Annotated in this window: 11 protein-coding genes and 1 pseudogene; 8 read left to right on the top strand and 4 right to left on the bottom strand. The window is 67.0% G+C overall.

The window, feature by feature from the left end; genetic code table 11:
- Nucleotides 1-247: 247 nt before the first annotated feature.
- Nucleotides 248-1,102 (bottom strand): hypothetical protein, encoded by an 855-nt coding sequence (locus OJ254_RS00855; RefSeq protein WP_261955384.1) that lies wholly within the window; start codon nt 1,100-1,102, stop codon nt 248-250.
- A complete protein-coding gene (gene eccE, locus OJ254_RS00850; RefSeq protein ID WP_265360855.1) occupies nt 1,102-2,328 on the bottom strand; it encodes a type VII secretion protein EccE in 1,227 nt (408 codons plus the stop codon). The genes OJ254_RS00855 and eccE overlap by 1 nt, the downstream gene beginning before the upstream one ends.
- Before the next feature lie 346 nt (nt 2,329-2,674).
- Here eccE and OJ254_RS30795 point away from each other — a divergent pair.
- The 8 genes and pseudogenes from OJ254_RS30795 to OJ254_RS00815 all read left to right on the top strand — a co-directional run.
- A pseudogene (locus OJ254_RS30795) lies at nt 2,675-3,670 on the top strand (type VII secretion protein EccB); the annotation flags it as partial.
- A 143-nt stretch (nt 3,671-3,813) separates the two neighbouring features.
- Nucleotides 3,814-4,326 carry a type VII secretion protein EccB gene (locus tag OJ254_RS30790; protein WP_341483765.1) on the top strand — a complete coding sequence of 171 codons (513 nt, stop codon included), beginning with the start codon at nt 3,814-3,816 and terminating at the stop codon, nt 4,324-4,326.
- Between the two features lie 412 nt (nt 4,327-4,738).
- Complete coding sequence (locus OJ254_RS00840) at nt 4,739-5,062, top strand: WXG100 family type VII secretion target (RefSeq protein WP_030414183.1); 324 nt, start codon at nt 4,739-4,741, stop codon at nt 5,060-5,062.
- Between the two features lie 118 nt (nt 5,063-5,180).
- Complete coding sequence (locus OJ254_RS00835) at nt 5,181-5,474, top strand: WXG100 family type VII secretion target (RefSeq protein WP_265360854.1); 294 nt, start codon at nt 5,181-5,183, stop codon at nt 5,472-5,474.
- A 228-nt stretch (nt 5,475-5,702) separates the two neighbouring features.
- Nucleotides 5,703-6,974 (top strand): type VII secretion-associated serine protease mycosin, encoded by a 1,272-nt coding sequence (mycP, locus tag OJ254_RS00830; RefSeq protein ID WP_265360853.1) that lies wholly within the window; start codon nt 5,703-5,705, stop codon nt 6,972-6,974.
- Nucleotides 6,967-7,275, top strand: coding sequence for a hypothetical protein (locus tag OJ254_RS00825; protein WP_265360852.1), 309 nt, complete (start codon nt 6,967-6,969; stop codon nt 7,273-7,275). The genes mycP and OJ254_RS00825 overlap by 8 nt, the downstream gene beginning before the upstream one ends.
- A gap of 51 nt (nt 7,276-7,326) precedes the next feature.
- The gene (locus tag OJ254_RS00820) at nt 7,327-8,877 is read left to right on the top strand and encodes a WXG100 family type VII secretion target (protein WP_265360851.1); all 1,551 of its coding nucleotides are present in this window, start codon (nt 7,327-7,329) and stop codon (nt 8,875-8,877) included.
- 89 nt (nt 8,878-8,966) lie between these two features.
- Entirely contained in the window at nt 8,967-10,334 is a 1,368-nt protein-coding gene (locus OJ254_RS00815) for a S8 family serine peptidase (protein WP_265360850.1), read from the top strand.
- 233 nt (nt 10,335-10,567) lie between these two features.
- Here OJ254_RS00815 and OJ254_RS00810 read toward each other — a convergent pair whose 3' ends face one another.
- Both OJ254_RS00810 and OJ254_RS00805 read right to left on the bottom strand, forming a co-directional pair.
- Complete coding sequence (locus tag OJ254_RS00810; RefSeq protein WP_265360849.1) at nt 10,568-11,575, bottom strand: WXG100-like domain-containing protein; 1,008 nt, start codon at nt 11,573-11,575, stop codon at nt 10,568-10,570.
- A 162-nt stretch (nt 11,576-11,737) separates the two neighbouring features.
- The gene (locus OJ254_RS00805; protein WP_265360848.1) at nt 11,738-12,067 is read right to left on the bottom strand and encodes a WXG100 family type VII secretion target; all 330 of its coding nucleotides are present in this window, start codon (nt 12,065-12,067) and stop codon (nt 11,738-11,740) included.
- Nucleotides 12,068-12,075 lie beyond the last annotated feature (8 nt).

Here is a 12,075-nt window from a genome sequence, read left to right as displayed (position 1 = left end):
TAGTTCGGGTGTAACGGAAGTGGGAACACACCACCCGGGGTTGCGCCAACACTAACTGTCTCCATCCCCGTATCGACTGCCGTCGCGCTGTGCTCCTGCGGCTCTCCCACACAGCCTAATCAAGAGTCGGCCCATAACGGCAGTCGGTGCCATGTCGTCTTCAAGCCCTTCGGCACACCTACGGGCGCACCCGGCGATTACGCCTGGATGCGCCCGTGCGGCCGTGCCGGAGGTGATTGTTCAGGTATCAGTCCATACGACGCGGGCCGCCCAGCAGGTTGGTCTCCGCCTCCGTGGGCTGGGTCATGACGAACTGGTGACCACCGTCACGGCGGCACCACAGCATGGCGTTGTCGCTGAGCGTCGGCAGCACCGCGCCGACCTGCTCCGGCAGCCGCATGATGCGCGTCACGACCTCCGCCTCCTCCGGCGACAGCCGCTGCAGCCCGACGAGGTCGGCACGGCTGAGCATCTGCGGCGACCGCGGCCCGAGGAACGGCAGCACGGTCAGCACCGACTGCCAGGGGCTCGGGGCGAGCTGATTGCGCGGCGGCCGGGCACCCATGTCCCGTACGACCAGCACGGGGCTGGAAACCGACGGACCCTGGGGCGCGATCTGGCGGACGTCATGGACGGACACGCACTGCTGGCCGCCGCCCGCGCTCTGCGCCATCTGGCCCCAGGCGGGCGGCCGGGCGGTCTCGACCGCGACCCGGGCGCCGGTGGCGACCGTACGCAGCGCCAGCACCTGCGCCATCCACATGCTGCCGACGAGGACGACCTCCAGCGGGGTCGGGCGCAGCAGGCTGAGCACGGCGGGCTGGTTCTGCGGGTCGATGCCGATGATCACGCCGTCGTCGCCGACCGGCAGGGTCAGCGCGGCCAGCGACTCGGCGGTCAGCACGTGCGGGCTGCGCCGCGGGCCGCGCAGGCCGTAACCGGGCCGGGGCTTGGGCCCGGTCGGCCCGCTCTGCTCCTCCTCCGGACGCGGCTGGTGCGACAGCCGGCGGCCGTCACCGCCGCTGATGCCCGCCGACAAGGGGGGATTGCGCCAGCCGTCGCTGCTGGTGTTGACGCGGGGCTGATACGTGGGCGAGGCCATCAGCGGGTACCTCCGAGGGGGAGCGTGGCCAGCAGGCCGGGCAGCTGTTCACGGTCGAGGCGGACCAGCCCGACCTTCGCGGAACCGGAACGGCGCTCCAACTCGTCCTGGGCGGCCGAGAGTTCGTTCTCGCTGCGGGTGGAGAGGCGGATGTAACCCGAGATGGCCGGGGCGCGGCCGCCGCCGTGCGTGGCGGTCAGCGCGAAGGTGCTGGCCATCGCCCTGGTGCTGGTCAGCAGCTGGGTGACGGCCGCCAACGGCGCACCGCCCTGGCCCAGTTGGGGCCACCGGCCGATCCAGTACGTGGAGTGCCAGCGGTCGTCGCAGCGCATCGCCCGGGTCGTCTCCTGGGTGCGCCGGACCGCCCGGCCGTCCCGGCCCATGGCGCCGTTGGCCGCCCGCGGGCTGACGCACACGGCCGTGCCGATCGAGGCCGTGACCTCGCGCTCGTTGAGCACCCTGGCCCGCACGCCGTGCGCGGTCAGCCGGCTGACGAGCTGGTCCGCGGCGCGCAGCAGCGAGCGCTCGGCGCCCTCCAGGCCGCCGCCGCGGGCCTCGATGGCCTCCGAGCACAGCTCCGGGTCGAGCTTGAGGGCGATCCAGGTCAGCTGGACGGCCGGGGTCTGCGACTGCGCCTGCAGCGGGGCGTACGAGCGGGACGCCACGGCCTGTTCGGGCAGGTGCGGTGCCGGCGCGGGCTGGGTGTACTGCACGAACTGGACGGACTCCAGGTGGATGTCCTCGATGTCCAGGGCGGTGTGCAGCACCTCCAGGGGCAGCATGTGGCTGCCGCGCTGCGGCCGCAGCGGCTCGTCGCGCGCGTCCACCTGGACGATGGCCGTCAGGAACGTACCGTCGCCGACGAAACCGATGGCCCGCTGATCGGCCTCGGTCGTGTACTCGTAGGTGCGCAGCGCCGGTTCGCACTCCACCACGGGGGCGATCGCCGGGTCGACGCCCTGGGTGGCCGCGAGCGCGGTGGTGCTGTTCTTGCCGCGGCGCTTCATCGCGCGCACGGTCGTGATCCATTCCGGCAGCGGGATCTTGCGCCGCCGGCCGAGCGCGAAGACGACCAGTACGGCCGCGACGACGATGGCCGCGGTCAGCGCGGCCGGGTGGATCGACCAGCCCACCAGCACCAGCGCGGCGGCGAGTTCGATGATGGCCAGCTGCTGGACGCGGACACCGCCGATCGTGCCGGCCTGTTGGCGCAGCCGCGGCGCCACCGGACCCGCCGGGCGGGCCGCGGAACCCCGGCCGCCATTTCCTCTGTTGCCCGAAGCTGTGCCGTTTTGGCCAGCATTTCCCGCATATTGCGGTGCCCCGGAAGGCTGTTGCTGCTGTTGCCGCCCATTGCGGCGTCGAGCCCTGGTGGCGCTGGACATCCCCCGGCCTGCTCCTCTACTGGTGATGTGGGCCTCTAGGCGTATCGACCGCCGCCGAGACTGGTGCGTTGGAAGGTGGCACCCGTACCGTACGGGTCGATCGACACACGGCATAGTAGAGGGCGCTACGGCGTGAGTGCCGGGGGCGGTTCGATGTGGATCCAACAGGCGGGGAGAGAAAGCAACAATGGCATCACGTCGGGACGAGCTGAATGCGTATTCGTTTGCTCGAAAGCGCACGAATGCGGCATTTCTGAAGCCGCTGCCCAACGGCTCGATCGAGAGCGCCCCCAAGCCGCTCAAGGCGGTGGTGCCCAGCGTCATCATGGGTGTCCTGATGCTCGTGGGATTCGGCGCCTGCGGCATTCTCAAGCCGGTGGCACCGTCGGGGTGGGACGAGGTCGGCAAGAACGTCATCGTCGGGGATGAATCCACCACCCGCTATATCGTCCTGAACACCAAGGACGCCAATGGCAATAAGCAGAAACTCCTGCACCCCATCCTGAACCTCGCCTCCGCCCGGCTGCTTCTCGACCCGAAGTTCCAGGTCGTCAAGGTCAAGGAATCCGAACTCGACGGCAAGATCCCGCACGGCCCCGCCATCGGCATCCCGTTCGCCCCCGACCGGCTGCCCAGCGCGGACGACGCGGACAAGCCGAAGACCTGGGCGGTCTGCAACCGCCCCGGCACCAGCGGCGCCGACAGCAAGCCGCAGCAGGCCGTGTTCGTCCTGGCCGGCAAGGACAAGCAGCTCGTCGACGACACCCGCAAGGGCAAACTCGACTTCCACCAGGCGCTGTACGTCGAGGACCCCGACGGCAAGAAGTGGCTGGTCGACCACAACGGCATGGCCTTCGAGTTCAACTCCACGGCCCTCGGGTGGCAGCCGAAGGGCGGCAAGGAGCAGGGCGACAACGACCTGCGCCGCATCATCTTCGGCGCCCAGGCCCAGCCGCAGAAGGTCTCCCAGCAGTTCATGGACACTCTGCTGAAGGTCCCCAGCGCCATCGGCATCTCCATGCCGACGGTCTCGGGGGCGGGCAGCCCGACCACCGACAAGGAGGTCCCGGCGGAGGCCAGGACCGTGGGCTCGATCCTTGAGGACAGCGACGGACAGAAGTACGTCGTGGAGAAGGACGGCGTCGAGCAGGTCTCGAACTTCGTCGCCAAACTGCTGATGGAGGGCGCGAACGCGCAGCAGCTGAACTCCAACGGCGAGGCGCTGAAGGCCGTACAGGTCGCCGCCGGCTCGTTCCGCCCGAAGCCGGACGAGACCGGTAACGGCTACTCGACGTTCCTGGGCAAGGTGGCCGGCTTCACCTCGCCGTGGCCGACCGACACCGTCAGCGCGGCCAACGACTTCGCCCACGGCTCCCAGACCAGCGGCCTGGGCGGTCCCACCGACCACGGTGTCTCCTGCAGCGTCTACAAGGGCACCACCACCAAGTACCCGGGCGGCGAGGAGAAGCAGCTCGGCTACCCGAACGGCGTCCCGGACATGCAGACCTGGGTCGGCGACGACTACCCCGCCAAGATCGCCTCGGGCGCCAGCTCGTACGTCACCCCCGGCAGCGGCCTGCTCTACACGGAGGTCGCCACCCCAAGGTCAAGAGCGGAAGCCTGTTCCTGGTCACCGACACCGGGCTGCGCTACTTCATCCCGCGGACCAACGACAGCGCCACCCAGGCCGGCAGTGACAAGCAGGAGGTCGACCAGGCGCGGATCCACCTCGGGTACGGCGGCACGCACCCCCCGCTGATCCTGAAGGCCTGGTCCACCCTGCTCTCCAACGGGCCGGCGCTGGACATCCGCAGCGCGAAGCAGCCTCAGTCGTCGTGACGTTGTCGGTCGCTTCTGTGTAGTTCGCCGTGAGGCGAGAGAAGGCCGCGCCGAATTCCCCCGGAAACGGGCATTCGGCGCGGCCTTTTGCGGTGGTGCGGATTCCGGGTCGCTGCCGGGCCGTGCAATTCACGGTGCCGGTCTGCGGACTTCTCGGTGTGATCTTCGTCGTTCCCCGGCCGTATCGGCCCTTCGACCGATAGCATCGGATCTGTCCGTTTCCCTGAACGTCGTTTGGGAGACGGGGAGTTGACAATGTTGTGATCCCGTCACAACAGTCTCCCCCCTGTTGGGAACGGGCATATGGAGTGGTTAGAGTAGTCAAAGGCGTCAGCAGGTGATGCCAACCGCGTGGGTCCCCGTTGGCGGCACGGCGCGGTACGACGTACGAGTCTCATGGGGGACGTTGACTATGGCTGGTCAGCAGTACACAACCACCGAGGAGGAGATGGTCGCGTTCAGCGGCAAGATCGCCTCGGTCAATCAGTCGATCCAGGGTGAGATCTCCCGCCTGAACACGGTCGTCGACACCATCACCTCGGGGTGGAAGGGTGCTGCGGCTTCCTCGTACAACCAGCTCCAGTCGCAGGTGAACGAGGACGCCAACCGTCTCAACCAGCTTCTGGGTGAGATCAAGGAAGCGATCGACGAGACCACGAAGAACTACTCCGCCTCCGAAGAGGAGCAGGCGCAGTCGATCTCGCACATCTCCGCCTCGGCTTCCCCGTTCGGATGATGGGGCCGCGCCGCTGACCCGCGGCGCCCGGCCTACTCGCCGCAGCCCGTGCCGGCCATCGCGCCGGCCCGCTGTGGTCTGTGACTCGACCAGCAGCATCAACTCCTGAGGAGACACCATGTCAGGCCAGATCCTCGTTAATTTTGCGACGATCCAGCAGGCCAGCTCCGACGTGCGCGGTACGGCCAACAACATCCGCCAGCAGCTCGACGACCTCGAGGCCGGCGTCAAGAAGATCGCCGCCAGCTGGGAAGGTGCCGCGCAGGAGGGCTACCAGGCCCGCCAGCGCGAGTGGGACCAGCGCGCTGCCTCCCTGCACTCCACGCTGGAGGCCATCGCCAAGGCTCTGGACACCGCTGCCCAGAACTACCAGTCCACCGAGCACAAGAACGCCGGTATCTGGGGCCAGTGACCGCAGGTCGGCACAGCTACGGATGGCGATCGGCTGAGCAGCCCCGACGGCTCGCACAGTGATCAATGAGGGCGAGCGCGCTGCATCAGTGCGCTCGCCCTTCTGCCGTCCACCGCACCTCCGACTCCTCCCCCCACTTCTCTCACTTCTTCCCTCTCACACCTCCCCCCACTCTCACCCCTCGATTCGTTCCCGCCCCTTTCGCCACACATGGAGAGCAGACAACCCGTGGGATCTCGCGCCATTGGTCACCGAGCCGGGCACCGTCGACGAGCGGCGGGCGCCCTGGTCACGGCGGCCTGCTTCGTCGGCCTGTCCTGCGCCACCGCCGCGCCGGCGATGGCGGACACGAACGTTCCGCTCAACAGTGGTGAGTGCAAGTTCGGCGCCGACGACATCAAAGAGACCCCTTGGTCGCTGCAGCGTCTGCTGACCAATCAGATGTGGGCCAAGACCAGGGGCAAGGGCGTCCGGGTCGCGGTGATCGACACCGGGATCGACGCGGGCAACGCGCAGATCAGGCCCAACATCAGCGGTGGCAAATCCTTCGTCGGAGGAAAGCCCACCGAGGACACGGTCGGCCACGGCACCAAGGTCGCGGGCATCATCGCCGCGCGCCAGAGGGCCGGCTCCGGCTTCTTCGGAATTGCGCCCGAGGCGAAGGTCATTCCCCTGCAGCAGACCAGCGACAAAAAGGCGGGCAATGCTGCCAGCCTGGCCGACGCGATCGATTACGCGGTGTCGCAAAAGGTCGACATCATCAACATTTCGCAGGGCACGTCGGCCAGCCCGGCCAGGCTGGAACTCCTCAAGACCGCAATCCGGAAAGCGGCCAGCAACAACATTCTGATCGTGGCCTCGGCGGGCAACGACGGCGCCAGCGGCGTGGAGAAGAACATGTACCCCGCCGCCTTCCAGGAGTTCGACAACGTCCTGTCCGTCGCCGCCTCGGACCGCAACAACGAGCGGGCCCCCTTCTCCCAGCCCGGCAGCTGGGTCGACATCGCCGCACCCGGCGTCGACATGGTCTCCACCGTCCCCAACGGCGGTAACTGCGTCGACCAGGGCACCAGCTTCGCGGCACCGTACGCGGCGGGCGCCGCTGCCCTCCTGATCGCCAAGCACAAGGACGAGGGCCAGCGTTGGACACCTCAAGAGGTGATCTGGCACCTGGAGCAGACCGCCGAGCGGGTGCGCAGCAAGGCGGACCACAACATCGGCTGGGGCGTCGTCGACCCGGTGGCCGCCCTCAAGGACGACACCAAGCCCACCGCCGAACCCCAGCCGGACAAGCCCTCCAACGCGGCTGACGGCTCCAACATCCAGCCGGCCGCCATCACCATCGGTGAGTCACCTGGGGAACGGCGCGCCCGCATCGCCATCTACATTGTCGGCGGCGGACTCCTGGCCGTCGCCGCGGTCGTCGGCTCCTCGATCGCCATCCGCGACTGGCGCCGCAAGACCGGACTGACAACACACGGGGAGGCCAAGCATGGCTAGCAAGGAATACGGCGTTGATCTCGACGCCCTCGACCAGGTCGTGAAGGAGCTGAACCAGGTCCTGAAGGACATGGGCGGCCCGAAGGACAAGGCGAAGAACCAGACTTACTTGCCGGATGGGGCGCTCGGGAAGGGCTTTGAAGAGCGCGACCGGATGCACAAGGCCCACAACGAGATGAAGGATTTCATCCAACAGCAGATCGTCGACAAGATCGAAGGCATGATCGACGAGTTCGGCAAGAAGTCCAAGCAGACGAAGGACGCCTACGAGGACGCCGAGCATGACAACAGCATGCACTGACGGTGGCAGTAGTTCGGTTGACCTGTAGGTGAGAGAGAAGGGGGTCCACTAATGGGTGGAGACGCGGGCGGTGTGCCCACGGGTGGAAACACCTGGGAAACGTTCACGACTAGGTTCAATCAGCACGACCTCGACGGTCTCAAGGGAATGCTGGACGGTGCCGACGTCCACCAGGTGCGCTCCGTAGCACAGCACTGGCAGGACCTGCACGACCAGTTGGTCGGGCCGGGCGAAGGCGGCGGCGGCATCCAGAAGCGGTTCGAAGATGCCGTGAAGAAGGTGCTGGAGACCTGGCACGGCGACACGGCAGAGAAGTTCGCCAAGCAGGCCCAGAAGATCAGCAACAACTTCAGGGTCGGCGCCCCCTACGCCACGCACACGGCGCAGGTCATGGGACAGACGGCTCAAGATCTGCAGAAGGCCATCGACAAGGTCAAGCCGATCGACGACGGCTGGAACTGGAGCGATGACGTCTGGGGTGAGATGCCCTGGTCGGACCAGATCGACGACGACGATCTGAACGACGCGCTGAAGACCGGTGTGAGCACCCAGGGGATCCTTGACGCGAACAAGGACAATCTTTCCGGCCACCAGAAGAAGCGGCTCGAGGCCGCTGTGGCCATGGAGAACCTCGGCACGGCCTATGTGGTGCGGGCGTCGTCTCTGAAGCCGCCGGGGATGGGCCCGGGAAGTGGTTTTGACGACAAGGTCCCCGAACAAAAGGACCCCACGAATGGCCTGGGCACTATGCCTATGCCCATGCCTGGCATGGGCGGGCCGGGAGGAGGCGGCGGCGGGGGCGGCGTGAAGATCCCCACCCGCGGCATGAAGGGCGGCAGCACTCCCAAGATGCCGACCTCTCCCAGCATCAACACCCCGAATACGCCGAAGACGCCTGGCATTAGCGGTGGTCTCGGTTCGATGAAGCCGAAGACCCCCAACGTCAACACCGGCCTGGACGGTCTCGGTGGTGGCGGCGGTGGCGCCGGGGTGAAGATCCCCGGTGGCGGCGGTGCCGGTGGCCTGAACGGCGGTGCCGGTGGCGGAGTCCACATGCCCGGTGGCGGCGGCGGTGGCGCCGGCGTCAACATCCCCGGCGGGGGCGGCCTCGGCATGGCTGGTGGAACCGGTGGTATGGCCGGTCGTGGTGCAGGCGGCGTCAAGGGCGGTGCCGGCGGCCTCAAGGGCGGCACGGCGGGCGCTGGTGGCGCGGCAGGTGCCCGCACCGGCCGTGCAGGTATGCCCGGCATGGGCGGCGCCCACGGTGGTGCCGCGGGCAAGGGCATGGGTGGCAAGCCGGGCGTCAGCACCGGTGGAGCCATGGCCCGGCAGAAGGGCGGCATCGTCGGCGGTGCGGCTGGCGGTAAGAGCAGTACCGGAGGCCAAGGCGGTTCCGGGCTGCACCGCAGCCGCGGAGGAACCGCCGCGGGTAGCAATTCGGGCTCCGGTCGCCGCCCGGCAGGCATGATGGGCGGCGCACATGGTGCGCACGGTGGCAAGGGCGAAGGCAAGGGGAACGACTCCAGCCGTCCCGACTACCTCGTGGAAGACGAGGAGACCTGGACGACGGAGCGTAATGTGGCTCCCCGGGTCATCGAGTAGGACCGGCCGGACAAGCAATCGGTAGAGACGCTTGGGGCCCGCAGCTCTCGGGCTGCGGGCCCCAACTCTGTGAGGAAGGGTGTTATGGCATGAGCTTCACGCGGACGCTGCGTGCGGTGGGCGGCGCGGTAGTGGCGGGGGCACTGCTCTTCGGCACCGCTCCGGTTGCTTCAGCGGACCAGATCAGAAACGACCAGTGGCCGTTGCAAAAGTTCGACGCTGAGTCGATCTGGAAGATTTCAACGGGCAAGGGCGTTACTGTCGCCGTAATCGATGGGCCGGTGGCTGGAAATCATCCTGATCTCACAGGCTCGGTTCTGCCAGGCAAAAACTTCGTGACTGGCGGCCGCGGAGACCAGGGCTCTGGCGATGAAGGGGATCATGGCACGGCGATGGCGTCGCTGATTGCCGGACATGGTCACGGGCCTGGTGGATCCGAGGGCGTAAAGGGCCTGGCTCCTGATGCCAAGATCCTTCCGGTTGCAATCAACCTCGCGACTCATGATGACATCCCAAAGTTGGGAGAAGAGACAAAGTATGCCGAAGCCCTGAAGTATGCCGTCGACCATGGTGCGAAGGTCGTCAACATGTCGTTCGGTACTGGCAAATCGGAGGCCACTGCCGAGGAGCAGCAAGCCATCGACTATGCCCGCAAACATGATGTGCTCCTAGTTGCGGCCTCGGGCAACGAAGGAGTGGGGTCTTCTCAGGACCCGGCTTCGGCTCCAGGCGTTCTCGCAGTGGGAGCAGTCGACGACCATGGCTACGTCTGGGACAAGTCGAACTACGGGTCTTACCTCAGGCTCATTGCCCCTGGCGTGCATATCAGGTCCGCAAGTCCCGTCGTGGACGTCAAGGGCAAGTATCGCCTGGCCAATGGCACCTCCGACTCCGCCGCCTACGTCTCCGCTGCCGCCGCGCTTCTTCGCTCCAAGTTCCCGGACCTGACTGCAGGTCAGGTGGCGAACCGTCTGATCAAGACAGCCGGAATCCCGGTGGATAAGCAAGATATGAAGCTTCCGGACACGCGCTACGGCTTTGGCTTCATCAAGCCCTACAGTGCCCTGACCAAGGATGTACCCGCCGGTTCGAAGAACGGTCCGTTCCCGGCGCTGAAGAGCGGCGGGTCTTCCGATCCCTCCAGTGCGGCTGGTAACAATGAGGCCGGCCCGAAGATCCAAAGTGACAAGGGCCTGAGCATGCCCTTCATCATCCTCGTGGCGGTCGTCGGGCTGGTCGTCCTCGTCATCGTCCTGGTCATTGTTCTCGTGGCCAAGAAGAAGCGTCGTAACGGCCCGCCGCCCGGTGGTCCCGGTGGTTTTGGTGGTCCGGGTGGGCCCGGCGGTCCCGGTGGGTTTGTGCCGCATCCGCCGAACCCGAACAACTCGTACCAGCAGCAGCCCGGTGGGCCCGGGGCCTACCCGCCGGCGCCGCCCACGCAGCCGCCTGGTCGGTAAGGCTCTGAGGTAGGTACAAGAGCGGAAAGCAACGGAAGTGTATTTGGGGTCCGTGGCCTTCGGGTCGCGGGCCCCATGTGTTTTCTGTAGCGGGAGATGAGTTCCGGTCCGGGCGGGGCGGAAACGGCTGCAGGGCCGCTGCGGGCCCGGGGGGTTCCGGGACGCAGCGGCCCTGCAGGACGACAGGACGGGCTTGTCGTTGAATTCGAAGGCGCGGGCTCAGTGGCGAGGGCTCAGCCGAAGACGTCCTCGACGCTGCCGCTCACCGTTTCCCTGACGGCATCCGTGGCGCCCTGGTGGCGGGTGGCGGCGCCGCCGGTGCGCTGGTCGGCGTGGCGTTGGGCCGCGTTGAGGCCGCGGTCGGTGAGGTCCTGGCGGGCGTGGTCGACGTAGGTCTTCGGGTCGGTGAGGTCTTGGGCGCCTTCCTTGATGCCGTCGACGTATTCACCAGCCTTTTCCTTGCCGATGTCGGCCGTTTCGCCCCAGTCGATACCGTCGCGGGCGCCGAAGTGGCTTTCGATGCCCTGCTGGGCGACGTTCTGGGCCATTTCGGTGCCGGCTTCCGTGGCCTTTTCCTTGGCCGCGTCGACAACCTTTTCCTTGACGGTGTCCTTGACCGTGTCCTTGACCGTCTTCTTGGCGTAGTCCATCGCCAGCTTGCGGGCTTCCTTGGACACGGCCTTCTTCGCCATCTTCTTGATGGCGTCCATGGTGGCGTGCTCCATGGCCTTGGTGGCCGCCTCCATGACCTCGCGTTTGATCTTGTCGAGGATCTGGCGGACGATCAGGCGGGTCGCCTGCGTGGCGCCGGCGGCGCCGAGTTCGGAGAGGCCGAGGGTGAAGGGCGCGGCGGCCTGTGCGGCGATGAGTTCCGCGGCCAGCATCACGAGCTGGACGATGACCGCGATCTTGCCGGCGAGAACGGCGATGGCCGCGGCGTCGAAGGCGACGGCGATGACTTCCGCCGCCGCGGCGGCATCGCGGAGGTAATTGTCCCCGCTGTTACCGCCGCCGGAGAAGGAGCCCCATTCGTTGGTGAAGCCCTCGACCGCTTCGCCGGAGTTGGCGGAGACGACTTCATTGGCTGCCGAAGTACCCGAGGAAGCTGCTTGGTTGACGGACTCGGCGAAGTTACGCCAGACCTGGGCGCATTCGTGGAGCTTGTCCTCGTCGGCGTCCGGCCAGCTGTAGCCGAGCAGGTCCAGGACCCAGGTGACCTCGCCTGGCAGCGTCAATGACACAGTGATCGTCCCCCGTGCAGTGGTAGCCGATTGCGGAGAGCAATGGAAAGAGTGGGAAGTGAGAGGTGGGAATCGGGCTGAGGGGGTGGGAGGTGGTGCGGGAGGAGATTTCACGCCCTCGGCCCGGGTTGCGCGCCCCGAAGTAAGTGCGGTGGCGGGGCGTCAGATGACCGGGCGGCCGACGGCGCTGATGGTGTGGATGCCCTGCTGGTCGGACTCGGTGTACGTCTGGGCCATGTGCTGGAGCTTGTCGCCGATGCCTTCGAGGCGCTCGCCCAGGGAGTCCATGGACTCGAACATTCCGTCCCGGATGGGCGTGTAGATCGTTTCGAAGATGTCGCCGAAGTCGCAGTTCTCCCAGGGGCTGCCGAGGTCCTCCAGGTCGGCCTTCAGCTTCTTCGACGCCTTGGAGAAATCGCCACCGATGTGGACGAATGCGTTGCCCTGCGTGCGCAGGACATCCGGATCGACGTCAAATTCGTTGCCTGCCACCACAACCC

Source organism: Streptomyces endophytica, assembly GCF_026153355.1.
Classification (GTDB): Bacteria; Actinomycetota; Actinomycetes; order Streptomycetales; family Streptomycetaceae; genus Streptomyces; species Streptomyces endophytica.
This window is presented reverse-complemented; position numbering and strand designations above follow the sequence as displayed.